This window comes from Phenylobacterium glaciei (genome assembly GCF_016772415.1).
GTDB classification, from domain to species: Bacteria; Pseudomonadota; Alphaproteobacteria; order Caulobacterales; family Caulobacteraceae; genus Phenylobacterium; species Phenylobacterium glaciei.
Genome location: NZ_JAGSGD010000001.1, coordinates 3,676,301 through 3,700,678 on the forward strand (window position 1 = coordinate 3,676,301; position 24,378 = coordinate 3,700,678).

Below are 24,378 nucleotides of genomic sequence, written 5' to 3' on the forward strand. Positions count from 1 at the left end.
GCCCTGCTGGGCCTGGGGGCTCTTGGCCTTTGGACCCCGGCGCGCGCCGCCCCGCCGGGCCTCTCGCTCACCGGCCGCTACCAGCAGGGCGGCTTCGCGCTGGGAAGGACCAGTTCCCGCGCCCAGATCTTCGTCGACGGCCAGCCCGAGGGCGTGGCCTCCGAAGCTGGCTACTTCGTGGTCGGCTTCGACCGCGACGCCCAGCCCCAGGCCATCATCCGGGTGATCAACGACGATGGCGAGGCCACCCACATCGCCCAGATCGCGCCGGGGAATTTCGACATCCAGCGGATCAACGGCCTGGCCAATGACCAGGTGAACCCCAGCGGCGACGCCCTGCTGGCCCGCATCAAGGCAGAGGCCGCCCGCAAGGCCGAGGGCTTCGCCAGCCGCGCCGACTTGGACGGCTTCAAGGGCGGCTTCATCCGGCCGCTGGAGAAGTACCGGGTCAGCGGCCGGTTCGGCGGCCAGCGCATCCTGAACGGCGAGCCCCGCACGCCTCACTACGGCGCCGATCTCGCCGCCCCCACCGGGACCCCGATCCGCGCGCCCGCCTCGGGCCTCGTCGCCTTCGCCGAGACCGGCATGCACTTCGAGGGCGGCCTGACCATGATCGACCACGGCCAGGGCCTGATCAGTCTCTACCTGCACCAGTCCCGCGTGGACGTGCGGCGCGGCCAGATGGTGACCCAGGGCCAGGTGATCGGCGCCGTGGGCAAGGAGGGCCGGGCGACGGGTCCCCACCTCTGCTGGCGCATGAAGTGGCATGGGCGGAACCTGGACCCCACCCTGATGGTGGGCGCGCGGACGCCGGCCTAGAGGGCCGCGATCCAGTCGCACACCACCGCGACCACGCTCGGGTCGAGGCTCGTCTCGATCTCCCGGTATTCGGACGGCGCCCCGGTGACCGCAGGCTGCAGCAGGTGGTTGAGGCCCGGCAGGGTCACCATCGTCGCCGCCGGGTTAGCCGTCTTCAGCACCGCCGCGTGCGCCCTCGGCGGCGTCTGGAGGTCTTTTCCCGCCAGCACCACCAGGGCCGGGCAGGTCAGGCGGCGCAGGCCGGCGGTGTGGTCATGGGTGGCCCAGTAACGCTGCCACGGCGCGGCGGCGATAGCAGCGCGCATCTCCAGATGCTCAGACGGAAAGGCCTCAGCGGCGAGGATGGCGCGGGCCCGCGCCAGGGTCTCCGCCGCGGTGGGCGCCTTTGACGCCTCCCCCAGCGCGCGCACGATACGGACTGCACGTTGAAGGTCGCGAGGCGCCCCACCGACGGCCCGCGCGGCCGCGAACATGTGGGTCTCCAGGATGTCGTCGTCGGGGAGGCCAGCCGGCGTCATCATCACGCAGAAGGCGATGGCGGGGTCGGCGGCGGCGACATCGGCGGAGATGTGGCCACCCTCGCTGTGGCCCAGCAGGCCGACGGCGCCAAGGTCGGGCGGAGTCCGCAGGAACGCCACCGCGCAGGCGAGATCGGCGGCGAAGTCCCCGGTGGATGCGGTATCGAACCTGCCCTCAGAAATCCCCGTCCCACGTTTGTCGTAGCGCAGGGTAGCGAACCCGCGGCGGGTGAGGTGGTCGGCCCATAGGGCAAAGGGTTTGTGCCCGGCCACCGTCTGGTCGCGGTCGACTTGGCCTTGCCAGGTGGACAGAACGATCACGCGGTGCGGTCCCGGACCCGGCGGGCGGGTCAGGGTTCCCGATAGCCTTGAGCCGTCGGCGCCGATGAAGGCGACCGCCTCGGCCTCGTACGGAAAGGGCGGCGCGAGCGTCTGCGGGCGAGCCGCGTGGACGGCCGGCGGCGCCACGCCCCGCGCGAGGCGCACCGGGAAATCCACGCTACTGTGGAAGCAGCTCCCCTCCAGCCAGTCGCCGACCGGGCGCAGGTCGAAGGCCAGGTCGACGGGCAAAAGCTCAAAGGCGACGCCTCCGCCATCGCGGCGCAGCGGCAGAGGGTCCACCGCGCCCGATCGCCGGTTCATCCACGCGGTGTCGCCCTCAAACCGGATGCCGAGCTTCACCTTCGCCGCGCCGGTGTCGAGAACACCGTGCCAGTCGCCTGAGATATCTGGGGTCATGGCCGGAAAATCGGCGAGGTCCGGGCGGCCTGGCAAAGCACAATAGGTTGGCTTGATCTGGTCGTCGCCGCCTGCCACCCTGACACCGTCAGAGGATCCGGGAGCTCCACAGATAGCGCCGCCGCCGGACGTCCAGCCCCTCCGGTCCCGCATGCCTTTCCATCACCGCCTCCAGCGCCGGCAGGGCGCTTTCCAACGGCTGGGCGCGCAGGCCCAGGCCGTGGAACTGGTTCCAGGCCAGGTAGGCGTAGAGCTGACGGGCGTCGGTGAAATACTCCGGAACGTCGAAGGCCCAGCTGGAATGCAGAGCGAGGCCTGCCTGCGCCAGTAGCCCGCAGATATGGCCCGCCATGTCGAAGTCGCGGGCCGGCTCGGACCGCAGGTCCTCCGGCAATTCGTCGTCCCAGGCATAGCGCGGCGACGGCATGGGATTGAGCTGGATCAGCCAGCCTCCCGGTCGCACCACCCGGGGCGCATCGAGGATGAAGTTGGTGGGCCCGCGCCGCGAGACGATCATGTCGACGCTGGCGTCGGGCATCGGGATGCGCGGCCGGCCGTCATTGGCGCCTGCGCTGGAGTTGGAGCAGATCAGCTCGACATTGGTGAGGCCCGCCGCCGCCGCGCGCGCGCCGGCGATGCGCACGAAGCCCTCCGAGAAGTCGTAGCCCCCATAGCGGGCGACCTGGGGCGCGAAGCGCAGGACGTCGGGGCCATGGCCGCAGCCGGCCTCCAGCACGCTCAGGTCCGGCGACAGGTGGCGCTCCACCAGCGCCGTGTAGGCGTCCTCGCCATCGTCAGCGCCGAGGGTCGAGGTCCAGGGATAGAAGAAGCCGCCCTGCCCCTCCGCCAGGGCGTCCATGCGCTCGACGGCGTTCAGGGCGACGCTCACTTGCGCGACCGTTTGTAGATTTCGTTGGGCCAGCGCTTGTGGACCCAGAACCACTCGGTGGGCCGGTCGCGGACGCGGTCCTCGATGAAGGCGTTCACCTTGCGCACGCCTGCGGCGATGTCCTCACTTCGGTTTCCGGTATTGGCCAGCCGGATCGGGTCGTGCACCACCACCTTGAAGCGGGCCTTGTGGGTGCGCTGCACCGACATCGGCTGCAGGGGCGCGTCGAAGCGCAGGGCGAAGCTGGAGGGGCCCGGCGCTGTGTAGCAGGTGACGCCGAACAGCGGCGCGGCCACCCCGCCGTTGAACTTCTGGTCGTTCATCAGGGCGACGCATTCGCCGCGCGCCAGGGCGCGGATCAGCTCCCGCGCGCTCTCGGTCCCCTTGGGCGCGAACAGCCGCACGCCATAGCGGAACCGGCTGCGGCGGAAGCTCGCGTCCACATAGGGATTGTTCATCGCCCGATAGGTGATCTGGCAGGTGATCCCGGCATGGACGATGGCCGCGGGCATCACCTCCATCGAGGAGAAGTGGCCAGAGATGAACACCACGGACTCACCGGTGTCGGCGATCTGCTTCAGCCGCTCGCCGTTCACCACCTGCACCCGGGTTGGGTCGCCGATGATCTTGTCGAGGATCGGGAATTCCAGGGCCACCCGCCCCGCCTCGGCCCAGCTCTCGTCGGTCAGGCGGGCGATCTCGGTTTCGTCGGCCTGGGGGAAGGCGATGCGCAGGTTGGTCTGCACCACGTTGTGGGTGCTGGTGAGCGGGCCCAGCCGGCGGAACAGCCAGGCGCCGAAATCCGACACCGCGTCGATCGGAAACAGCCGCGCCAGACCGGTGACCAGGTCATAGGCCAGGGCCTCGAGCCGCCACACGACGTGCTGGGCCAGGGAGGGTCGCGTCTCCGCCATGGCCCTCTCCTAACCGCCCCCCCTGATCCGCGCAACGCGAGCCGGAGTCTCCTGGCGCGCGACTTGCCCATTTCAGGCCAGACCGTCTCGCTTTGGGACGGGCGCCAACAGATACGAAGAAGGGGGCGGTGCATCCCATGGGTAACGACATCGACGTTCATCTCGGTAAGCGCCTTCGCCGGCGCCGCCGTCTTCTGGGTCTGACCCAGCAACAACTGGCCGGCGCCTGCGGCGTGCGGTTCCAGCAGATCCAAAAGTACGAGTGCGGCGCGAACCGCATCTCGGCCGCTCGGCTCTGGCAGCTCTCCGAAGCCCTCGAAGTGCCGGTCGGCTACTTCTATGACGGCCTCTCGGAACTGGCCCAGCGCGAACCGGCCAACGAAGGCGACGGCGGGGGCGAGATGTTCGCCCGCAAGGAAACCCTCGACCTGATCCGCGCCTACTACCAGCTGGGGGAGCGTCCGCGCCGCCGTCTGCTGGACCTCGCCAAGTCGCTCAACGGCGAACACGAGGCCGTCTAAAGCCCCCGCTTCAGTATCTGGGGGGATATCGCGAGGGCGAGCGGCGGGATAAAGCGAGTGCATGCTCGCTCCCGACCGTCTCGCTGCTCTCGATAGCTTTCTGATCGACCTGAACCGCGCCTCCGCCGCCGCCATCGCCCCGTTGTTCCGGGCCGATCACGGGCTCGAGGACAAGGGCACCGCCACCTGGTTTGATCCCGTCACCGCCGCCGACAAGGGTGCGGAGGCGGCTATCCGCCAGCTCATCACCGAACACTATCCGGAGCACGGGGTGATCGGTGAGGAGTACGGCGAGGATCGTCCGGACGCGGAATTTGTCTGGGTTCTGGACCCCGTCGACGGCACGCGGGCGTTCATCGCCGGCCTGCCGGTCTGGACCACCCTGATCGCGCTTCGGCACAATGGCCGCCCGGTGCTGGGCTCCATCGGCCAGCCCTATATCGGCGAGCTCTATATCGGCCATGCCGGGGGCTCGCGCCTGCTGGCCCGCGGCCAGGAAAAGGCGCTGAAGGTTCGCGCCTGCCCGAAACTGACCGACGCCATCATCGCCACCACCGATCCCGAGGGCTGCTTCACGGGCGCCGAGCTGGGCGCCTGGACCCAGGTCCGTGCGGCCGCCAAGCTCGCCCGGCTCGGCTGCGACGCTTATGCCTACGCCATGGTGGCGGCAGGCACGATGGACATGGTCATCGAGGCGGGGCTGAAGTCCTGGGACATCGAGAGCGCCATCCCCCTGATCGAGGGGGCGGGCGGCATTGTCACCGATTGGCGCGGCGATCCCGTGGGCCAGCACGGCGGACAGATCGTCATCGCCGGCGACCGGGCCTGCCTCGACGAGGCCCTGGTCGCCCTCAAGCGGTCAGCCAATAACTAGCATCCGCTCATCCCGGCGCAGGCCGGGACCCAGTTCGTAAAGCGATGCGCGCCCCGATAGATCGCCAGAGCCTGCCCGGAAGCTCAGAGCCCTAGAATCTGGGGCCCGGCCTTCGCCGGGGTGAGCGGTGGGTGGGTCAGCTCTTCTTCGGCGCGGCAGGCTTCTTGGCCGCCGCGGGCGCCTTTGCGGCCGCAGGCTTGGCGGCCGGCTTGGCCGCAGGCTTCGCAGCCGGTTTCGCAGCGGGCTTGGCGGCCGCCTTGGGTGCTGCCTTCGCAGCAGCGGGCTTGGCGGCCGGCTTCGGCGCGGCGGCTTTCGGAGCCGCCTTGGGCGCAGCGGCCTTGGGCGTCGGTTTGGCGGCGGCGGGATTCGCAGCGGCCTTTGCCGGAGCCTTGGCGGCGGCGGGCTTGGCGGCGGGCTTCGGCGCAGCCTTGGAGGGAGCCGCTGCTTTCGCCGCGGACTTGGCGGGCGCCTTGGCCGGAGCAGCCTTCGCGGCGGGCTTCGCAGCCGACTTGGCGGCGGCCTTCGGGGCGGCGGCCTTGGCCGGAGCGGCAGCCTTGGCGGCCGGCTTCGCAGCAGGCGTCTTAGCCGCGGGCTTGGCGGCGGCTTTCGGCGCGGCGGCAGGCTTGGGCGGGGCGACCGGAGCAGCCGGCTTCGGCGCGGCGGCGACGGGGGCCGGCTTGGGGGCCGGAGCCGGGGTCGGCGCGGGGGCCGGAGCCGCGGCGGCGGGCTTGGCCGGGGCGGGCTTGGCCGGGGCGGGCTTGGCGCCGGTGATCTTGCCAATCAGAGAGTCGAAGGCGGCCCAGAAACCGGAGCGCTTGTTGTTCGTTTCCATAAGAATCTCATGATAGGAGCCGGCCACGCTGACGAATTCGCCCGCTGGCAGGTGTGATGCGACCGATCGTTGTGCGTCGTCGAGGACAAGCTTGTCGTCTTCGGCCGAAACGATGACCACGGGGATCTTCACGCTCCGCAGGTTTGCGGGATTGGCCAGGTAGGCGGTGGCGCGGAACGCGAAATCGAGCCAGCCCCAGGTGGGGCTGCCCAGCGCCAGGTCCCGATTGGCCGCCACCTGCGCCCGGGTACGGGCAAAGCGGACGGGATCGTGGGTGAGGACATTGCCCTCGAACACTTCATTGAACGGATCGGAGGGCGGGCCTTGCACGTATTGGCCGCCGCGGCCGGTCAGGCTCTTCCAGGCGGCCATCAGCTTGGCTTGGTAGAGCGGCGTGTTTCCAGTCCGCACGCCCAGCATCGGCGCGCAGAGCACGGCGCCGGCGAAGCGCGGCGACCCGCCCTTGGCGAGCGCCAGCAGGGTCAGGCAGCCGCCCATCGAATGGCCCACGGCGATCCAGGGCCTGGGCAGGCGCGCCTCGAAGGCGGCCAGGATAGCGCGGTAATCGTCGACGAAGGTCTGGTAGCCGTAGGCGTGGCCCTTCAGGCGGTCGGGCAGTTCGCGGTGGGACAGGCCCTGGCCGCGCCACTCCTGGACCAGGACCGTGAAGCCGCGATCCATCAGCTCTTGGACGACCTCGAAGTACTTCTCGATGTGTTCGGTGCGACCGGTGCTCAGCACCACCGAGCCGCGCGAGGCGCCCTTGGGCGCGAACAGGGCGACGCGCAATTTCGCACCGCCGGAGCTGACCACCCATTCGGCGCCGCCGCCGGTCGGCACGGGGGCGGCGGGAATGGCGACGAGGGGGGCGGCCTCACCCATGGTCGGCCACCATCTTTGAAAACAGCTGCTGGACCTGGGGCTGCAGGGACATGGCGAGACCCATGTCGGAGAGCCGCATCTTGCCGCGCATCACCGCGGTCATGGGATCGAGCTCGCGCTTGCCCATGGCCTTCATGTCATTTTGGCTGATGGTGATGGTCAGGTCGGCGGGCTTGTCGTCATTGCTGACGACCCCGCCGTCGATGTGGATGAAGCCTTCGCCCTTGAGGTCGAACTTCACGGACTTCCCCAGGCCGGAGTCGTCGCCAACTCCCGTCCGCACCCGTTCGGTCAGTTCCTGCAAGCTCGCCAAGGATTCGGCCCTTCCCGATGGATGAAAGGGGCACCTTCGCCTCTCGGGCGAATGATGTAAACGGCGGCGCTTTTCCTAGGGTTAGCGGGAGGTTTCCGCCGCCTTCGATCAGCCCGCCTTGACCGGTGCGGGACAGGCGTCGCCCAAGCGCCGCGCATCGGTGGTGAAGCGTCCCCCCAGCGGCAGGCCGGCATAGGTGGTGTCCACATCGGCCACCAGTTTGAAGGTGCTGGGGGAGTAGGTCCCGGCAGCCTCGATGGCGACCTGGCGGCCCTTCTTGGAGGCGCAGGTTCCCTTGAGCGTAATCTTGCCGTTCTGGAAGATGCGGGTCGGATAGGTGCAGCTGTAGTGGCGGTTGCTGGGACCCAGAGTGAACTTGGCCACCTCCGAGGGCGTGATGCAGCGCCGCTCCTTCTTGGTCTGGCTGATCACCGCCTGGACCTTGTTGGTCACCTCCCAATAGCCCGGCTGGATGGTGGATTCCTGGGCGAAGGCCGGCGCCGCGGCGGCCAAGGCGATCAGTCCAGCAGTAAGGATGCGCAACATGTTCCAGCTCTCGACCCGAATGATGCTGACAGAATAGCGCATCAAGGTGGCTCATTTCTGACCCGGTGCTTCGGGTCCCGTTCATCTTGCACATCGGGAACGCGGCACGCATAGTTGAGAACGCTTCGCAATACCGAGGACGCCATGAAGACGCTCGAACTCGCCGACCTGGACCAGATCTACCGCCCGCCGGGCAAGCTGGTGATCGACAAGTCGCTGTCCGCCATCGACAAGCACGGCAAGGCCTTCATCGCGCTCTCGCCCTTCTGCGTGGTGTCCTCGGCCGGCCCGGACGGCTCGATCGATGTGTCGCCGCGCGGCGGGGAGCCGGGCTTCGTGCATGTCAGCGACGACGGGCAGACCCTGTTCCTGCCCGACCGCCCCGGCAACAACCGCCTCGACACCCTCCGCAACCTGCTGGCGGGTCCCGGGCGCATCGGGTTCATGTTCATGATCCCCGGCTTCGACGACGTCTATCGGGTGAACGGCAAGGCCAGCGCCACCGCCGATCCCGACCTGCTGGCTCAGTTCGTGGCGTTCGGGAAAACACCGCGCCTGGTGCTGTCGGTCGCCGTGGAGGAGGCCTTCTTCCACTGCCCCAAGGCCATCATGCGCGGACGGCTTTGGGACGCTGACGCCCAGGTCGAGCGCTCGGCCCTGCCCACCCTGGCGGAGGTCATCTTTGATCAGCTGGACATGGGCAAGGTCCCCGTGTCCGAAGAGGTCATCCAGGCCGACTACCAGACCCAGCTCTAGGCCCGTAGCGCCTCGATCCCCGACTTCACCGCCCGCGCCATCGCCGCGTTGATGGCGGCGGTCCCGACGAAGGGCTGGTGCGCCTGCGTGAAGACGGCGAAAACGTAGCGCGCGCCGTCGGGCCAGGTGATGACGCCGATCTCGTTGCGCACGCGGCCGAACAGGCCGCCGCTCTTGGCCGCCAGCGATCCCCCATCCGGCATGGCGGGCTCAAGCCGCCGGGTGACCTGCTGACCCATCACATCGCGCAGGGTGGCGCAGGCGGGCGGCAGGGCGGCGGTGTCGTTCCAGACGGCGGCGAGCAAGGTGGTCATGTCGCGGGCCGTCGTTCGCGAACCCCGCGCGGGATCCAGCGCGGCGATGGCGGCGATGCGGGCAGGGTCGGTGCTGCCGGCCTGGGCGGCGGGTCCCAGCTTGCCGGCCTGGGCGTTCAGCAGTTCGGCGTAGGAGCGGAAGGCCAGATCCACCGCCATGGTGTCGAGCAGGGTCTTCAGGTCGCTGACGATCCGGGTCTCGCGGCAGCCGCACATCACGGCGCGCGCATTGATGGCGTCGAGGCCGACCCGGGCGATCAGCAGGTCGGTGGCGGCGTTGTCGCTGATCGTCAGCATCATCCGGGCGAGGTCGCGCAGGGAGAGCCGCACTGGGTCCTGGAAGTTGGAGATCCCCACCGGGCCGGGGGTCACCACCGCCGGGCGCAGGTCCACCTGCTTGGCCGGATCGATCTCGCCCTCAGCGGCGCGCGCGTAGAATTCCAGGGCCACCAGGACCTTGAACACCGAGGCCGGGACAACCGGACGGTCAGCCTCGAAGCCGACCTCGGCGCCGGTGGCCAGGTCGCGGATGTGCAGGGCGCCGTCGCAGCCGGCGGCGGCGAAGTCGGTCGAGGAGATGTCGATGGCGATGGGCCTTTAGGTTGGCTTGACGAAACGCAGGGTCATCCGGTCGCTCTCGCCGATGGCGTCGTACTTGGCGTGGTTGAAAGTCGGGTCGTCGGGCTGGCCGCGCGGCGAGGAGCGGCGCACCGGCGGCAGGGTCCAGACACCAAACGGATGGTCCTTGGTGTCCTTGGGGTTGGCGTTGATCTCGGAGGTCTTGTCGAGGATGAACCCCGCCTCCTTGGCCAGCGTGATGGCGTAGGCCTGCTGCACATAGCCGTCGCCGGCCAGCACGTCCTGCACAGCGCCGGCGTCAGCGCGGTGTTCCTCGACGCCCAGGACACCGCCAGGCTTGAGGGCCACGAAGGCGTCATGGAAGGCCTTCTCGGCGATGCCGGCGGCCATCCAGTTGTGCAGGTTGCGCAGGAAGAGAACCAGGTCCGCCGACCCGGCCGGCGCCACCGCGCCGCTGGTGGGACCAAAGGAGGTGATCACCACGTCGCCATAGAGCTTGGGCTTGGCCCGCAGCTTGCCACGATAGGCCGCGACGATCTCGGCGGCGGCCGGCTCCCCCGGATCGTTGGTCTGCAGATCGGCGGCGAACAGCTTACCGTCGGTGGCGGCCAGATAGGGCGCCAGGATGTCGGTGTACCAGCCGGCCCCCGGCCAGAACTCCACCACCGTCTGGCCCGGCGCCAGGCGGAAGAACTCCAGGGTCTCGACAGGATGGCGCCAGGGGTCACGGGCCTTGTCGGCGGGGTCGCGCCAAGCGCCGGCCACCACCTGTTCCAAGGTCATGGGACTGGTCTTGGCGGTGGGCGGCTTGTCGGCCTTCTTGCCGCAGGCGGCGAGCGCCAGGGTCGAACCGATCATCGCGCGCCGCGACAGCGAAACCCCTGAAAGCATGGCCGACCCCTCGAAGCGCCCCACCGCAGTAACCTCAGTCGGGCGCCCGGTCAAAACGCGCGGCCTTAGCGGGGTTTGACGAAGCGCAGGGTCATGCGGTCGCTCTCGCCAATGGCGTCGTACTTAGCGCGGTCGAAGGCGGGATCCTCGGTCTTGCCCCCCTGCGTGGTGTAGCGCGACGGCGGCAGGGTCCAGACGCCGAAGGGGTGGTCCTTGGTGTCCTTGGGATTGGCGTTGGCCTCGGACGAGGCGGCCAGCTTGAAGCCGGCTTTTTCGGCGGCGGCGACCACCGTGGCCGTGGCCACATAGCCGTCGCGGGCGTCGGCGTTCTGCGGCCGGGGATCTGCGCGGTGCTCCTCGACGGCCAGAACGCCGCCCGGCTTCAGCACCGCGTAGAAATCGGCCATGGCCTTGTCGAGCATCGGCGGCTGCCAGAGCCAGTTGTGGATGTTGCGGGCGGTGATGACCATGTCGGCTGAGGCCGGCGTCATGGGCTTGGACTGCGGGCCGAAATTGACGAAATTGACCTTCCCGAATTGTTCGACGTCGGCGTACTTGGCCTCAAAGGCGGCCCGGCCTTTGCGAGCTCCTTCCGAGAGCTTGGGATTGTCGAGGTCGGCGGCGCTGGCGATGTAGGTCCCGCCCGTAGCCTTGGCGTAAGGCCCCAGGATTTCGAGCCAGTAGCCGGTCCCCGGCGAGATCTCGATGATGGTCTGCTTGGGCTTCACACCCCAAAAGGTGAGGGTCTCGTAGGGATGGCGAGCCCCGTCGCGGGCCCTGTTGGCCTCCGTACGAGTGGGGTTGTCGATCCCGGCCATCAGCACCCCGTCCTCCGCGGCCTGGGCGGCGGGCGCCAGGCTGATGATGGCGAGGGCGGAAAGCAGGGCGAGCGAGCGGGCGGACATCGTGAACCTCAAGGTGTTGGGAAGGTGCGGCGACCCTAATGGCCAAGCCTTCCGTGGCAAGCCGCCACGCCATGACGTTTGCGTCAGAACAACCCCTTGCGGGCCGAAAACCGGTCCCTACCTAATCACTCGAAGGCGCTGGATTTCTGGGCCTTCCAGGCGGCGCGAGACTTCGGTGCGTGCTCAACCTGCATCCCTGACCTGCAACCTTGCTTAAGCCAAGAAGGATTGTGACCACATGCGTACTGTCGATTACTCCCCCCTCTATCGCTCCGTCGTCGGCTTCGACCGGCTCGCGGCCCTGCTCGAAACCGCCAGCGCGGACGCCGCCACCGGCTATCCGCCCTACAACATCGAGCGCACCGACGAGAACGCCTACCGCATCGAGATCGCGGTGGCCGGCTTCCGGTCCGACGAACTGAATATCGAGGTGAAGGAAAACCTCCTCACCGTCCAAGGCCGCAAGGCCGCCAATGACGACCAGCGCCGCTTCCTGCACCGCGGCCTCGCCGAGCGCGATTTCGAGCGCCGGTTCCAGCTGGCCGACTATGTGGTGGTGACCGAGGCCAAGCTCTCCGACGGTCTGCTGGCCATCTCCCTGGTGCGCGAACTCCCCGAGGCCCTCAAGCCCCGCCGGATCGACATCGCCACGGGCGAGACCGCCCCGCTGATCGAAGGCGAGAAGGCCGCCTAAGCCCCCCTCTTAGCACGGCCCTCCGGAAGGGCGGCGCGGCGACGCGCCGCCCTTTTCCGTGGGGGAAGACGGGTCAAAGATCGCTGTTGTATTGCGCGAGACGCAAGAGTTTCACAGATGAAACAGGATGAACCGAGGATGATCTTCCGCGTTCAACCTGGGCTCAGATCGATGAGTCCATAGGTGTGGGGCCCTCTTGGTTCCCAGGCGCGCCGACATCCGGAAGGACATCATGAAGAGCCTCGTTCTCGCCGCTCTCGCCACCGCCCTGCTGGCCGCCTGCGCGCCGAGGGCGGCCGAGAAGACCGTGGCGGCGATCGATCCGAAGACCTCGGCCATGGCCGACACAACCCCCGCCCGCCTTGCCAAGCCTCAGACCCTGAATCAGATGCTGGCCCGCGCCCGGGAGCGGTTCGCCGCCGCCGACCTGAACCAGGACGGCAAGGTGACCACCGAGGAACTCGAGCAGGCCCGCGCCGATCGCGACGTCTCCAATCCACGCTGGGGCGCCGGCGGACGGTTGATGCGCGCCGACACCGATACCGACGGCGAGATCACCCTGGCCGATGTCGAGACCCACACTCGCGACCGCTTCACCCGTCTGGACGCCGACAAGAGCGGCGTCGTGACCGGCGAGGAATTGCGCGCGGCCCGACCGAACTAGAACTTGCCGTGCCGGCCCTCGCCGGCCGCGAACCGCGCCGCGCCCTGCGCCGCCGAGCCTGACCGCAGGGTTTCGCGCCCGAGATCAGCCTCATTCGTCGTCGCCGCCTCCCAGTCCATCGACCATTGTGCGATCGCCGAGGCGCGGTCGCTGCGCAGGCAGGCCTGCGGGAAGGCGCTGAGCTGCTCGGCCAATTCCAGCGCGGCCGCCAGCGCTTGACCCCTGGGAACCAGACGATTGGCCAGGCCGATGGCATAGGCCTCCGCGGCCTCCACTGGGCGCCCCGTGAGGATCAAATCCATGGCGCGTGAGTGGCCGATGAGCCGCGGCAGCCGCACCGTGCCCAGGTCGATCAGCGGCACCCCAAACCGGCGGCAGAACACCCCGAAGATCGCCCCCTCGGCGGCGACCCGCAGATCGCACCAGGCCGCCACCTCGATGCCGCCGGCCACCGCGTGGCCCTCCACCGCTGCGATCACGGGCTTTGAAAGCGCCAACCGCGTGCAGCCCATGGGGCCGAGGTCGCCCTCGCGATGCACCGGATTACCCCGCCCCTCGCTGACCCCTTTGAGGTCCGCGCCGGCGCAGAAGGTTCCGCCGCGGCCCTGCAGGATGGCGACGTCCAGGTCCGGGTCGGCGTCGAAGGCTTTGAAGGCCTCGTAAAGCTGCTGGGCGGTGGGGGCGTCGACGGCGTTGCGGCTCTCCGGCCGCTCGATGGTGACGATGGCGATCCGGTCGCGGGTTTCCACACTGACGGTCTGCACGGGAGCCTCCTCTCAAGTTTGAGGAGCTGACGCTACGCCGCTGACGCCGCGTCAGCGAATGTCAGGCGGCCCGCGCCAGCTCGAAGCCGAGGGTGGCGTGCAGCTGCACGTCGCGGACACTGGCCCCCGACAGCCGGGCGTCGGTGAAATCACAACCCCGCAGGTCAGCCCCGTCCAGGATCGCGCCGGCCATGTCCGCGCCCTGAGCCAGACCATAGCGGAGGTTGGCGCCTTCGAAGCTGGCGGCGGTCTGCCGGGTGGCGCTGAGCGGCAGGGACGAGAAGACCGCGCCCCGCAGATCGGCCTTGGTGAGATTGGCGCCGGTCAGCCGCGCGCCGCGGGCGTCGGAATCGCGCATGCGGACGCCGCGCAGGTCCGCGCCGTCCATCTGGGCGCCCTGCAGGTGCGCGCCGGTGAGGTCGAGCCCAACCATGATCGCGCCCCTGGCGCTCATGGCGCTGAGCCGCAGGCCGCGCAGGCGATCGGCCAGGGGGCGCAGGTCTTCCTTGTCGAAATTGGCGGGCTTTCCTTCGCGGCCGCCGGTCTGACACCAGAGGTGGTTGGCCTGGGCGAGGGCGAACAATTCCTCCGCCCGCTCGATCACCGCCTCGCTGGGCGCGCTCATCGTGCCGGACATGTTGGCGCCGTAGGTGCGGGCCTGGGCGACGTCGACCCCGGTCATGGTGGCGAAGGAGAGGTTGGCGCCCTCGAAATTGGTGTTGGCCACGTCGGCACCGTCCAGCATGGCGCCCGACAGGTTGGCGTCCTTCAGGTTCGCGCCCGACATCTTGGCCCCCTTCAGGGAGCAGTCGGTGAAGTCCGAGGCGAAGACCGAGGCGTCGTTGAGTTGCGAGCCATCCAGGGTCGCCCCGGCGAAGTTAGCGTTGTCGAGCTGGCCCTCGCGCGTCTCGTGGACCACCGAGGCCAACCCCTTGGAGGGGTGCGGGATGGCCACGTGACCGACCCGGAAATCGGCCTGGGTGAGGTCGGCCTGGGAGAGGTTGGCGCCGCGCAGGCAGGCGCCGCGCAGGTCGGCGCGCACCAGCCGCGCGCCGCGCAGATCGGCCTTGCGCAGATCGCAGCCGAACAGGATGGCGCGCTCCAGATTGATGCCAGCCATCCTGGCGCCGTCGAAGATCGAGGCCGAGACGTCGGCGTCCGACAGGTTGCGACCGGCCAGGTCGGCGCCCGACAGGTCGACGAATTTTAGGATGGCGCGCTTGCCGCCCGGCTTGCGGGCGATGAACTTCTCGTGCGCCGAGACGATGATCTCGATCTCGCCTGGAGACAGCGTTCTTCGACCGGACAAGGTGATGCTGGACATGCGGCGGAGCTTTTGACGAACGGTGATCTCTGAGGCTTGTCTAGACCCCAGATGCAACCGAACCCTTAAGGTTTACGCAGGGTGATCAGATTGTCTCGCCCAGGCCCCGCGCCCCCCACTTCTGGGCGCCGGTGAGGTTGGCCTGGCGCAGCTGGGCGTTGGTGAAATTGGCGCGGCTCAGGTCGGCGTCGACCAGCAGCACGTGGCGCAGGTCGGCGCGGGCCAGGTCGGCGTTCTTCAGGCTGGCGCCGGTCAGGTTGCACGGCAGGATGCGGTCGCCGCCGAGCAGCAGCGGCCCCATCTGGGCGTCGCGAAGGTCGGCGCTGGCGAGCTTGGCGCCCGTCATCCGCGCCCCGCGAAGGTCGGCGCGGCGCAGGTTGCAGGCCCGCAGGTCGGCGCCCTCCAGATTGGCGCCCTGGAGCTGCACCCCCTCCATGTCGAGACCGTAGAACACCGCCCCCTTGGCCGAGAGCGCCGTCAGGTTGAAGCCGCGGACCGTCTCCAGCGCCCGCAGATCGGCGTTGTCGAACACGCTGGGGGCGCCCTCCGCGCCGCCGGTCTCGCACCAGCGGGCGTGATCGCGGATCATGGTCTTGTAGGGCAGGTCGGAGACCGCCTTGCCCGAGGGCTGGTCGGTGAGCGCGCCCCGCATATCGGCCTGGCTGACATTCCATGAGAAGGTCTTAGCCCCCACCAGGATGCAGTCTCGCAGGTCGGCGCCGGCCAGGTCCGCGCCGGAGAGATCGGCGCCGGCCATGTTGGCCCCGGTCATGGTGCACTGCTTGAGATTGGCGCGCACCAGCTTGGCGTCCTTGAGCACCGCGTCGGTGAAGTCGGCCCGCACGGCCATGACGCCCGACAGCCGCGACCGCTCCAGGTTGGCGCCGGCCAGTATGGCGCCCTGCATCTCGCCCACCCGGTTCTGGTGCTCCATGACCTTGAGGCCCTGGACGCGGTCCACCGAGGCGATGGAGCCCTCGCGCAGGTCGCACTCAAAGAGGTCGGCGCCGGTGAGGTTGGCGTTGCGCAGGCAGGCGCCGCGCAGGTCGGCCCGCCGCATGGAGGCGTCCGTCAGATTGGCGTTCTGCAGGTCGGCGCCGAACAGGTTGGCGTGGTCGAGCCGGGCGCCCTGCAGCTGGCAGTCGGCAAGGATCGCCCCGGTGAAATCGCCGTCGCACAGATTGCGCCCGCGCAGGTCCAGGCCGGTGAGATTCTTCCAGGCGAACACCGCCCGGGCGCCGCCGGGCTTGGAGGTCCAGAGCCGGTCATGCTTGGCGCAGATGGCGTCGGCCTCAGCCTGGCTGAGGGGGTGGAGATCCTGAATGGTTGCGGTTTGAAGCGACATGGGAGGCTGGGGGACCCTGAACTTACTATCCCCAGAATAGGTTCTCGTAATTAACACGCTGTTTCCGCAGCTTAGCAAAAAACAGAGTGAAGAATCGCTAAGCTTGCGGCGGTTCGTAGTCGGCGTAGAGGCTCCCAGCCTCGGCTTGAAGCAGGCCAAGCTCCACCGTAATCCCTGCGACCCGCAACCGATCCGTGCCCCGCCCTGACGCATAGGTTGAGGGGTCCTCGCAGGCGATGACGACCCGCGCCACCCCAGACGCCACCAGCCGTTGCGAGCAGGAGGCGGCGCCCGTCGACCGCTGGCCGCAGGGCTCCAGGGTGACATAGGCAGTCGCTCCAACCGCAGCGTCGCCGGCCTGATCCAGGGCCTGTTCCTCGGCGTGGGGACGCCCCCCCGCCTGGGTCACGCCCTGCCCCACCACCGCGCCGTGAGCCACGATCACGCAGCCCACCGACGGGTTAACGCCGGTCTTCCCGAGGTTGGTCCGGGCGAGCGCGACGGCGGCGCGCATGTGGTCTTCGTCGGTCATGTCCGGGTTGTGACGCGCCCACCGCCCTTCCCGCAACCCCGCGTGGTTGAGCGGGCCTCCCCTCTCGCCCATAGTCAGGCCGGAACGGGAGAGCTTCGTGACCGACGCATTGGTGATCAGGGGCCTTGCCAAGACCTTCCGGGCGCCCGCCGTGGACGACCTGAACCTGACGGTCCGGTCGGGGGAACTTTACGCCCTGCTGGGTCCCAACGGCGCGGGCAAGACCACCACCCTGCGGATGGTGGCCGGCCTGCTGAAGCCCGACACCGGATCCATCAGCGTGTTCGGCGTCGATGCCCTCGCCGACCCCCTGGCGGCCAAGCGGCTGATCGCCTGGGCTCCGGACGAGCCGATGCTCTACGACCGGCTGACGCCCCTGGAATATCTGGAGTTCGTCGCCGGACTCTGGGGCGTGGAGGCCAAGGCCGCCAGCGCGCGATCGGAAGATCTGCTTCGGATGCTGGGCCTGTGGGAGGAACGCGGCCGCCGCTGCGAGGGCTTCTCCCGCGGCATGAAGCAGAAGACCGCCCTGGCCGGAGCCCTGATCCACGATCCGAAACTGCTGATCCTCGACGAGCCGCTCACTGGCCTGGACGCCGGGGCCGCGCGCCAGGTGAAGGATCTGCTCACCGCCCGCACCCGGGCCGGCGCCACGGTGATCCTCACCACCCACATCCTGGAGGTGGCCGAACGGATGGCCGACCGCATCGGCATCATCCAGCACGGCCGGCTGCTGACTGAGGGCCGCCTCGACGAACTGCGGGCCCAGGCCGGCGACGGCGACGCCAGCCTGGAGGACCTGTTCCTCGACCTGACCGGCCAAACCGAGGCCACGCCCGCGTGATCGCCGCGCCGGGATCGACCCTGTGGCTGCTGGTCCACGAGATGCGCCTGGGCTGGCGCACCCTGCTGGCGCGGCGCGGTGAGAATCGGCGCGGTGGCTGGATCGCGCTGATCAGCGTCGGGCTTGTCGCCCTTTTCGGGGGCGTGCCAATCGGCCTGATGCTGCGCCGGGTGGAGGTGGGGATCAGCCCCACCGGCATCCTGTTGGCCGACGCCGTCCTGGCGGTGATCTTCAGCCTGATGCTGTCCCAGACCCTCTCGGCGGCGGCCGACGTCCTCTACGACCGCGGCGACCTGGACCTGCTGTTCTCCTCGCCCATCGACCCGCGAAAGGTGCTGACCGTGCGGTTCGCGGCCATCGCCCTGAACCTGTTCCTGGTGTTCTCGGCTTTCCTGGGTCCGTTCCTGATCCCCATCGCCCTGATCGGCCATCCGCCCTGGCTGTCGGCCTTCCTGGTCCTGGCCAGCGTGGCCATCGCGGCCACCGCCTGCGGCCTGGTGGTGGCCATGGCCATGTTCGCCGCCATCGGTCCCCGGCGGACCCGGACCATCGCCCAGGTCGCCTCGGCCCTGATCGGGGCGGGATTCTTCCTGGTGACCCAGGCGCGCAATATCTTTGGCCAGGCTGCGGGCTCGATCTGGACCGACCTGATGGCCGCCGCCGCCGACCCGCGCTTCGCCCCGCCCGCCGCCGCCGCCTTGCCCCTGCGCGCCTTGCTGGGCGATCCGGTCGCGGTGCTGATCCTCCTGGCCGTGGCCCTCGCGATGTTCGCCGGTGTGAACCTCTGGCTGGGGGCCCGGTTCGCCGCCGATTCCGCCGCCGCCGGCGGGGCAGAGGCCAGCGCGGTCAAGGCCAGCACCCGGCGGGTGGCCTTCACCGGCGGCGCCTTCGCCGCCACCATACGCAAGGAGCTGCGGCTGATGAGCCGCGACGCAGCCCTGATGTCCCAGGTGATGCTGCGGGTGCTGTACCTGCTGCCCCTGGCCTTCCTGCTGGTGCGCAACGCCGGCAGCCACATGCTCGTCGCCCTGCCGGGCGGGGCCGCGGCCCTGACCTTCGTGGCCGGACAGGTGGCCGCAAGCCTGGCCTGGATCACGGTCTCGGCGGAGGATGCGCCAGACCTGATCGCGTGTGCTCCCACCCCCATCGCTACCGCGCGCCAGGCCAAGCTGACGGCGGCCTTCATCCCGGTGGCGATCCTGCTGGCGCCGATCCTGGTGGTCCTGACAGCGCTGGAGCCCGGGGTCGGCCTGGCGGCTGCCGCCGGCTGCACCGCCGCGACCCTCGCCAACGGACTGATCAACATCTGGTACCAGCGCCCGGCCAAGCGTTCGGAGTTCCGCCGCCGCCGAGGCTCGAGCTGGTTCTCCACCCTGGCCGAGCTGGTGGTGGGCGCCAGCCTCGCCGGCGCCACCGGCCTGGCCGCCGCCGGTCAGCCCTGGGCGGTGATCCCAGCCCTGGTGGCCGCGATTCTGCTGCTCGCCATACGCCGCACCGACGCCCAGATCGCCCAGGCGCTGCGCGTCGCCGCCCGCTAGTCCTAGGCCCCGTAGGTCGGCAGCTTCGTCGCGCGGCTTTCGTCCAGATAGCGGGCCGAGATCGGCTTCAGCGCGGCGTCCAGCTCGATCAGCAGCGGATTGCCGGTGGGCACCTCCACATCGATGATCGCCTCGGACGACAGGGCGTAGAGCAGCTTGACGATAGCCCGCAGGGAATTGCCGTGGGCGGCCACCAGCACGGTCTCGCCGGCCGCCAGCTTCGGGGCGATCTCCGCGGTCCAGTAGGGCTCCACGCGGTCGAGCGTGGTCTTCAGGCTCTCGGTGTCGGGCAGGGTCGCGCCGGCGTAGCGGCGGTCCTTGGCGAAGTCGAACTCGCCGCCCGGCGCCAGCGGCGGCGGCGGCACGTCATACGACCGGCGCCAGATCTTCACCTGGTCCTCGCCGTGCTTGGCGGCGGTCTCGGTCTTGTTGAGACCCGTCAGCCCGCCGTAGTGGCGTTCGTTCAGCCGCCAGTCCTTGGTCTCCGGCACGAAGACCTGGCCCGCCGCGGTGAGCGCCAGCCAGCAGGTGCGGATGGCGCGGGTGAGCACCGAGGTGAAGGCGCGGTCGATCTGCAGGCCCGCGGCCTTGATCAGCTCCCCGCCCTTGGTCGCCTGGGCCTCGCCCTCCGGCGTCAGGTCCACATCCACCCAGCCGGTGAAGCGGTCTTCGAGGTTCCAGCGGCTCTGGCCATGGCGCAGCAGGATCAGGGTGGGCACTGGGAAACCTCCATTCAAACCGGCGGGCGCGAGCGCATTCAGGCGAAGTGGCCGCCGGTTCGCCGCCAGAATGCGCGACCAAGGAAAAGACCTAGGCGCCGCTCCGATCTGATCGGAGCGGTCAGCGCCTAGGGGTCGAAGGCGGAGAGGTCAAGGGTTCGCTGGCTAGGGGCGTTTCGAGCCGCTATATCGGCTCGACCATGCGCGACCGCCTGTTTTTCCCCGTCATCGCCCTCACCGCCCTGGCCATGGTGGTGATCGCCCTTGTCTGGCCCCAGGGCCTGGGGGACCGTTCCCCGGGGCCCTTCGGCCATGTCCCCACCCAGCGGACGCCCGCTGTCCAGGCGGCCATGCAGCGTGAAACCAAGGCCGCCAACCAGCGCGTCAACCAGGCCCGGCAGGCGGTTTCCGACCTGCAGAGCCAAGCCATAGCGCCGACCCAATGAGCGACTTCGACGCCGTGGCCGTGGGCCGCCGGGTGCTGGCCGCCGAGGCCGACGCCCTGACTCAGCAGGCCGACGGCCTGGGCGAGGCCTTCGCCAGGGCCGTCGACATCCTGCACGCCGCCAAGGGCAAGATCGTCTGTTCCGGCATCGGCAAGTCGGGCCATGTTGCGCGCAAGATCGCCGCGACCTTCGCCTCGACCGGCGCACCGGCCTTCTTCGTCCACGCCAACGAGGCCAGCCACGGCGACCTGGGCATGATCGCCGAGGGCGACGTGGTGCTCTGCCTGTCCAAGTCCGGCGAAGTGAAGGAGCTGGCCGACGTGCTGGCCTATTCCCGGCGCTTCCACATCCCGCTGATCGCCCTGACCGCCGACCCGCTGAGCGCGCTGGGCAAGGCCGCCGACGTGGTGCTCCAGCTGGCCGACGCCGCCGAGGCGACCGCCGAGGTCAAGGCCCCCACCACCTCCACCACCCTGCAGATCGCACTGGGGGACGCCCTGGCCGTCGCCTTGCTGGAACGTCGCGGCTTCACGGCCAAGGATTTCAAGACCTTCCACCCCGGCGGCAAGCTGGGCGCCATGCTACAGACGGTGGGCGACCTGATGCACGGAGCGGCCGAACTGCCTCTGGTGTCCCTCGACGCCCCCATGGCCCAGACTCTGCTGGTGATGACGGAAAAGGCCTTCGGCATCGTCGGCGTCACCGGCCCGGACGGCGCCCTGCGCGGCGTGATCACCGACGGCGATCTGCGCCGCCACATCGACGGCCTGATGAGCCACACCGCCGGCGAGGTGATGACGCCAGGCCCCAAGAAGACCGCCCCGCCCGGCATGCTGGCTGGCGAGGCGCTCGCCCTGATGAGCGATCCCCTGCCGATGGTCACCGTACTGTTCGTGGTCGAGGGCGGAAAGCCTGTCGGAATCTTACGCGTTCACGATCTGGTCCGCGCAGGCGTCTAGCAATCGTCACGAAACACAAGTTCAACGCTCGCGTTTGCATGGTCTTAAGGTCTCAAGACCTCTAAGACCCCTGCCGAAGACATACGATGGAGTCCTGATGCTTCCCGTTCCGCGCGCCGACCTCGTTCCCAACACCCTCGATTACGAAATCTATCCGTTGGTGAAGGCCACCGGTTTCCGGGAATACGACGCGCGCTGGCTATTGGGGCCTGACATCAACCTGCTGGGCATAGAGGCCCTGGGCCTGGGCCTGGGGACCTACATCCAGGAACTGGGCCAGACCAAGATCGTCATCGGCCACGACTTCCGCTCCTACTCCATCAGCGTGAAGCAGGCGCTCACCGTGGGCCTGCTGGCCGCCGGCTGCGAGGTGGTGGACATCGGCCTGGCCCTGTCGCCCATCGCCTATTTCGCTCAGTTCGACCAGGACGCCCCCTGTGTGGCCATGGTCACCGCCAGCCACAACGAGAATGGCTGGACCGGCGTGAAGATGGGCGCTCAGCGGCCCCTGACCTTTGGCCCGGTGGAGATGGGCCGTCTGAAGGAAATCGTCCTGGGCGGACTCTCCAAGATGAAGCCCGGCGGTTCGCTGACCCACGTCACTGGGGTGCCGGAACGCTACGTCGCCGACATCGTGCGTCGCGTGGCCGTGAAGCGCCCGCTGAAGGTGGTCTGCGCCTGCGGCAACGGCACCGCCGGCGCCTTCGCGCCGGAGGCTCTGCGCCGCATGGGCGTCGAGGTCATTGAGATGGACTGCGAGCTCGACTGGACGTTCCCGCGCTACAATCCCAATCCTGAAGACCACGAGATGCTGCAGGAGATGGCCAAGGCGGTGCGCGAGCACGGCGCGGACCTGGCGCTGGGCTTCGACGGCGACGGCGACCGCTGCGGCGTGGTGGACGACACCGGCGAGGAGATCTTCGCCGACAAGATCGGCCTGATGCTGGCCCGCGATCTGTCGGTCCTGCACAAGAACGCCACCTTCGTGGTCGACGTGAAGTCCACCGGCCTCTACGCCACCGATCCGGTCCTGGCCGCCAACGGCGCCAAAACTGTCTACTGGAAGACCGGCCACTCCTACATCAAGCGCAAGACCGCCGAGCTGGGCGCCCTGGCCGGCTTCGAGAAGAGCGGCCACTTCTTCTTCAACGATCCCCTGGGACGCGGCTACGACTGCGGCCTGACGGCGGCGGCCGCCATCCTGGCGATGATGGACCGCAATCCGGACAAGAAGCTCTCCGACCTGAAAGACGCCCTTCCGGTCGCCTACACCTCGCTGACCATGTCACCCCACTGCGGCGACGAGGTGAAGTACGGCGTCGTGGACGACGTGGTGGCCGAGTACGAAGCCCTGGCCAAGGCCGGCGGGACGATCCTCGGCCGCAGGATTGTCGAGGTCATCACCGTCAACGGTGTCCGCGTCGCGCTGGAGGACGGTTCCTGGGTCCTGGTGCGCGCCTCCTCCAACAAGCCGGAGATCGTCGTCGTGGTGGAGAGCACCCAGTCCGACGCCGACATGCGCGCCCTGTTCCGCGAGGAGGTGAAGCCCCGCCTCGCCAAGCGGCCTGAGGTCGGCGCCTACAACCAGGAAGTCTGATCGCGCGGCGCCACTTTTGCTGCGCTGCAAAAAGATGTACCGGCCTGGATCAGGTCAGCACGAAGTCGGGGATAGACGATGCACGTTACGATGATTGGCACGGGCTATGTGGGCCTGGTGAGCGGGGCCTGCTTCGCCGACTTCGGCCATGATGTGATCTGCATCGACAAGGATGCGAGCAAGATTGAGCGCCTGAAGTCCGGCGGGATCCCGATCTACGAACCGGGCCTCGACCTGCTGGTGGCCCAGAACGTCAAGGCCGGCCGCCTGTCGTTCGACACCGAGGCCGCCGCGGCGGTGAAGAAGGCCGACGCGGTGTTCATCGCCGTCGGCACCCCCTCGCGCCGCGGCGACGGACACGCCGACCTCTCCTACGTCTACGCCGCCGCCGAGGAGATCGCCGGCCTCTTGGACGGCTTCACCGTCATCGTCACCAAGTCCACCGTCCCGGTCGGCACCGGCGACGAGATCGAACGCATCATCAAGGCCAAGCGCCCCGACGCGCAGTTCGCCGTGGTCTCCAACCCCGAGTTCCTGCGCGAAGGCGCGGCCATCGAGGACTTCAAGCGTCCCGACCGCGTGGTGGTGGGGCTGGAGGACGAGCGCGCCCGTCCGGTGATGACCGAGCTCTATCGCCCGCTCTATCTGAACGAGACCCCGATCGTCTTCACCAGCCGCCGCACCAGCGAGCTGATCAAGTACGCCGCCAACGCCTTCCTGGCCCTGAAGATCACCTACATCAACGAGATCGCCGACCTCTGCGAGGCGCTGGGCGCCGACGTGCAGCAGGTGGCCAAGGGCATCGGCCTGGACAAGCGGATCGGCGGCAAGTTCCTCAACGCCGGCCCCGGCTACGGCGGCTCCTGCTTCCCGAAGGACACGCTGGCCCTGGTGCGCACCGCCACCGACGCCGGCAGCCCGGTGCGGCTGATCGAGACCACGGTGGAGATCAACGACGCCCGCAAGAAGGCCATGTCGGCCAAGGTGGCCAAGGCGTTGGACGGCGATCTGGCCGGCAAGACGGTGGGCGTGCTGGGCCTGACCTTCAAACCCAATACCGACGACATGCGCGACGCCCCGGCCCTGGACATCATCCCGGCGCTGCAAAAGCTGGGCGCCAAGGTCCAGGCCTACGACCCCGAGGGGGAAGAGGCCAAGCACATGCTGACGGATGTGGACTTCAAGGCCGACGCCTATGAGGCGGCCACAGGCGCCGATGTCCTGGTGATCATCACCGAATGGGATCAGTTCCGGGCGCTGGACCTCGACCGCGTGAAGAGCTTGATGATCTCCCCGACGCTGGTGGACCTGCGCAACATCTACAAGCCCGAGGACCTGCGCTCGCGGGGCTTCAAGTACGCCTCCATCGGGCGGGCGTAGATTTCAGGACGAAGGCGAGCGACGCCCGGTCGGGCGTTGCTCGGACGACTCAACCAACCTGCGGCGGTCTAGGTCAGCAGGTTGAAGAGTTCGGTTCCGATCCAGAGCGCGCCGGCCCAGAAGGCGACGGCGAGGAGCGCGACGAAGGCGAGGCAGGCGATCGAGCTGGTCGCCCGGATCGGTCCTCGCGTCACGCCCGCAATGACGGGGTTACGCTGCATGTGTCCTCCCAGAACTCTTTTCTTCGTCCGGGCCGGTCGAGCGGCACCAACATTACGAAG

At 68.9% G+C, this 24,378-nt stretch carries 27 protein-coding genes; 12 read left to right on the plus strand and 15 right to left on the minus strand.

Annotated features, from left to right (window positions below):
- Nucleotides 1–153 precede the first annotated feature (153 nt).
- Nucleotides 154–819 carry a M23 family metallopeptidase gene (locus tag JKL49_RS18095; RefSeq protein WP_347340407.1) on the plus strand — a complete coding sequence of 222 codons (666 nt, stop codon included), beginning with the start codon at nt 154–156 and terminating at the stop codon, nt 817–819.
- Here JKL49_RS18095 and JKL49_RS18100 read toward each other — a convergent pair.
- The 3 genes from JKL49_RS18100 to JKL49_RS18110 form a co-directional block, all read right to left on the minus strand.
- Entirely contained in the window at nt 816–2,075 is a 1,260-nt protein-coding gene (locus JKL49_RS18100) for an alpha/beta hydrolase (RefSeq protein ID WP_215342381.1), read from the minus strand. The two genes, JKL49_RS18095 and JKL49_RS18100, sit on opposite strands and share 4 nt — an antisense overlap.
- Nucleotides 2,076–2,163: 88 nt before the next feature.
- Entirely contained in the window at nt 2,164–2,964 is an 801-nt protein-coding gene (locus tag JKL49_RS18105) for a class I SAM-dependent methyltransferase (RefSeq protein WP_215342383.1), read from the minus strand.
- Nucleotides 2,961–3,878: a lysophospholipid acyltransferase family protein gene (locus tag JKL49_RS18110; protein WP_215342385.1), complete on the minus strand. Its 918-nt coding sequence runs from the start codon at nt 3,876–3,878 to the stop codon at nt 2,961–2,963. The genes JKL49_RS18105 and JKL49_RS18110 overlap by 4 nt, the downstream gene beginning before the upstream one ends.
- 137 nt (nt 3,879–4,015) lie before the next feature.
- Between JKL49_RS18110 and JKL49_RS18115 the strand changes: the two genes are divergently transcribed.
- Nucleotides 4,016–4,399 (plus strand): helix-turn-helix domain-containing protein, encoded by a 384-nt coding sequence (locus tag JKL49_RS18115; protein WP_215906474.1) that lies wholly within the window; start codon nt 4,016–4,018, stop codon nt 4,397–4,399.
- A 61-nt stretch (nt 4,400–4,460) separates the two neighbouring features.
- On the plus strand, nt 4,461–5,273 hold the full coding sequence (gene hisN / locus JKL49_RS18120) for a histidinol-phosphatase (protein ID WP_215342389.1): 813 nt from the start codon (nt 4,461–4,463) through the stop codon (nt 5,271–5,273).
- 136 nt (nt 5,274–5,409) lie between these two features.
- Here the strand turns inward: hisN and JKL49_RS18125 are convergent, their stop codons facing one another.
- The 3 genes from JKL49_RS18125 to JKL49_RS18135 form a co-directional block, all read right to left on the minus strand.
- Nucleotides 5,410–6,987 carry an alpha/beta fold hydrolase gene (locus JKL49_RS18125; protein WP_215342391.1) on the minus strand — a complete coding sequence of 526 codons (1,578 nt, stop codon included), beginning with the start codon at nt 6,985–6,987 and terminating at the stop codon, nt 5,410–5,412.
- Entirely contained in the window at nt 6,980–7,300 is a 321-nt protein-coding gene (locus JKL49_RS18130; protein ID WP_215342392.1) for an SCP2 sterol-binding domain-containing protein, read from the minus strand. Before JKL49_RS18130 ends, JKL49_RS18125 begins: the two co-directional genes overlap by 8 nt.
- Before the next feature lie 108 nt (nt 7,301–7,408).
- The gene (locus JKL49_RS18135; protein WP_215342394.1) at nt 7,409–7,888 is read right to left on the minus strand and encodes a DUF3617 domain-containing protein; all 480 of its coding nucleotides are present in this window, start codon (nt 7,886–7,888) and stop codon (nt 7,409–7,411) included.
- A gap of 102 nt (nt 7,889–7,990) precedes the next feature.
- Between JKL49_RS18135 and JKL49_RS18140 the strand changes: the two genes are divergently transcribed.
- Nucleotides 7,991–8,602, plus strand: a complete 612-nt coding sequence (locus JKL49_RS18140) for an MSMEG_1061 family FMN-dependent PPOX-type flavoprotein (RefSeq protein WP_215342396.1) — start codon at nt 7,991–7,993, stop codon at nt 8,600–8,602.
- On the opposite strand, the gene JKL49_RS18145 is transcribed toward JKL49_RS18140, so the two are convergent.
- The 3 genes from JKL49_RS18145 to JKL49_RS18155 all read right to left on the minus strand — a co-directional run bounded on the left by JKL49_RS18145 (nt 8,599) and on the right by JKL49_RS18155 (nt 11,291).
- Nucleotides 8,599–9,507 carry a serine hydrolase gene (locus JKL49_RS18145; protein ID WP_215342872.1) on the minus strand — a complete coding sequence of 303 codons (909 nt, stop codon included), beginning with the start codon at nt 9,505–9,507 and terminating at the stop codon, nt 8,599–8,601. The two genes, JKL49_RS18140 and JKL49_RS18145, sit on opposite strands and share 4 nt — an antisense overlap.
- A 6-nt stretch (nt 9,508–9,513) precedes the next feature.
- Complete coding sequence (locus JKL49_RS18150) at nt 9,514–10,386, minus strand: class I SAM-dependent methyltransferase (RefSeq protein WP_215342398.1); 873 nt, start codon at nt 10,384–10,386, stop codon at nt 9,514–9,516.
- Between the two features lie 65 nt (nt 10,387–10,451).
- A complete protein-coding gene (locus JKL49_RS18155; RefSeq protein WP_215342400.1) occupies nt 10,452–11,291 on the minus strand; it encodes a class I SAM-dependent methyltransferase in 840 nt (279 codons plus the stop codon).
- A 238-nt stretch (nt 11,292–11,529) separates the two neighbouring features.
- Here JKL49_RS18155 and JKL49_RS18160 point away from each other — a divergent pair, with 238 nt between their 5' ends.
- Nucleotides 11,530–11,985, plus strand: a complete 456-nt coding sequence (locus tag JKL49_RS18160; RefSeq protein WP_215342401.1) for an Hsp20 family protein — start codon at nt 11,530–11,532, stop codon at nt 11,983–11,985.
- Nucleotides 11,986–12,217: 232 nt separating this feature from the next.
- A complete protein-coding gene (locus tag JKL49_RS18165; protein ID WP_215342874.1) occupies nt 12,218–12,649 on the plus strand; it encodes an EF-hand domain-containing protein in 432 nt (143 codons plus the stop codon).
- On the opposite strand, the gene JKL49_RS18170 is transcribed toward JKL49_RS18165, so the two are convergent.
- From JKL49_RS18170 to JKL49_RS18185, 4 genes are all read right to left on the minus strand, one after another.
- Nucleotides 12,646–13,413 carry a crotonase/enoyl-CoA hydratase family protein gene (locus tag JKL49_RS18170; protein ID WP_215342403.1) on the minus strand — a complete coding sequence of 256 codons (768 nt, stop codon included), beginning with the start codon at nt 13,411–13,413 and terminating at the stop codon, nt 12,646–12,648. The genes JKL49_RS18165 and JKL49_RS18170 overlap by 4 nt on opposite strands.
- 61 nt (nt 13,414–13,474) lie before the next feature.
- Complete coding sequence (locus JKL49_RS18175; RefSeq protein ID WP_215342405.1) at nt 13,475–14,737, minus strand: pentapeptide repeat-containing protein; 1,263 nt, start codon at nt 14,735–14,737, stop codon at nt 13,475–13,477.
- Nucleotides 14,738–14,822: 85 nt separating this feature from the next.
- Nucleotides 14,823–16,082 (minus strand): pentapeptide repeat-containing protein, encoded by a 1,260-nt coding sequence (locus tag JKL49_RS18180; protein WP_215342407.1) that lies wholly within the window; start codon nt 16,080–16,082, stop codon nt 14,823–14,825.
- 97 nt (nt 16,083–16,179) lie between these two features.
- A complete protein-coding gene (locus tag JKL49_RS18185) occupies nt 16,180–16,614 on the minus strand; it encodes a bifunctional diaminohydroxyphosphoribosylaminopyrimidine deaminase/5-amino-6-(5-phosphoribosylamino)uracil reductase RibD (RefSeq protein ID WP_215342409.1) in 435 nt (144 codons plus the stop codon).
- A gap of 97 nt (nt 16,615–16,711) precedes the next feature.
- Here JKL49_RS18185 and JKL49_RS18190 point away from each other — a divergent pair, with 97 nt between their 5' ends.
- Entirely contained in the window at nt 16,712–17,458 is a 747-nt protein-coding gene (locus tag JKL49_RS18190; protein WP_215342411.1) for an ABC transporter ATP-binding protein, read from the plus strand.
- Nucleotides 17,455–18,996: a hypothetical protein gene (locus JKL49_RS18195; RefSeq protein ID WP_347340408.1), complete on the plus strand. Its 1,542-nt coding sequence runs from the start codon at nt 17,455–17,457 to the stop codon at nt 18,994–18,996. The genes JKL49_RS18190 and JKL49_RS18195 overlap by 4 nt, the downstream gene beginning before the upstream one ends.
- 2 nt (nt 18,997–18,998) lie before the next feature.
- On the opposite strand, the gene gpmA is transcribed toward JKL49_RS18195, so the two are convergent.
- Nucleotides 18,999–19,715, minus strand: coding sequence for a 2,3-diphosphoglycerate-dependent phosphoglycerate mutase (gpmA, locus tag JKL49_RS18200; protein WP_215342413.1), 717 nt, complete (start codon nt 19,713–19,715; stop codon nt 18,999–19,001).
- 200 nt (nt 19,716–19,915) lie between these two features.
- Between gpmA and JKL49_RS18205 the strand changes: the two genes are divergently transcribed.
- The 4 genes from JKL49_RS18205 to JKL49_RS18220 all read left to right on the plus strand — a co-directional run bounded on the left by JKL49_RS18205 (nt 19,916) and on the right by JKL49_RS18220 (nt 24,097).
- A complete protein-coding gene (locus JKL49_RS18205) occupies nt 19,916–20,161 on the plus strand; it encodes a hypothetical protein (RefSeq protein WP_215342415.1) in 246 nt (81 codons plus the stop codon).
- Nucleotides 20,158–21,120, plus strand: coding sequence for a KpsF/GutQ family sugar-phosphate isomerase (locus tag JKL49_RS18210; protein ID WP_215342417.1), 963 nt, complete (start codon nt 20,158–20,160; stop codon nt 21,118–21,120). The genes JKL49_RS18205 and JKL49_RS18210 overlap by 4 nt, the downstream gene beginning before the upstream one ends.
- A gap of 97 nt (nt 21,121–21,217) precedes the next feature.
- Nucleotides 21,218–22,717 carry a phosphomannomutase/phosphoglucomutase gene (locus tag JKL49_RS18215; RefSeq protein ID WP_215342419.1) on the plus strand — a complete coding sequence of 500 codons (1,500 nt, stop codon included), beginning with the start codon at nt 21,218–21,220 and terminating at the stop codon, nt 22,715–22,717.
- Between the two features lie 78 nt (nt 22,718–22,795).
- Nucleotides 22,796–24,097, plus strand: coding sequence for a UDP-glucose dehydrogenase family protein (locus JKL49_RS18220; RefSeq protein WP_215342421.1), 1,302 nt, complete (start codon nt 22,796–22,798; stop codon nt 24,095–24,097).
- A gap of 68 nt (nt 24,098–24,165) precedes the next feature.
- Here JKL49_RS18220 and JKL49_RS18225 read toward each other — a convergent pair whose 3' ends face one another.
- On the minus strand, nt 24,166–24,318 hold the full coding sequence (locus JKL49_RS18225) for a hypothetical protein (RefSeq protein ID WP_215342423.1): 153 nt from the start codon (nt 24,316–24,318) through the stop codon (nt 24,166–24,168).
- Nucleotides 24,319–24,378: the final 60 nt, after the last annotated feature.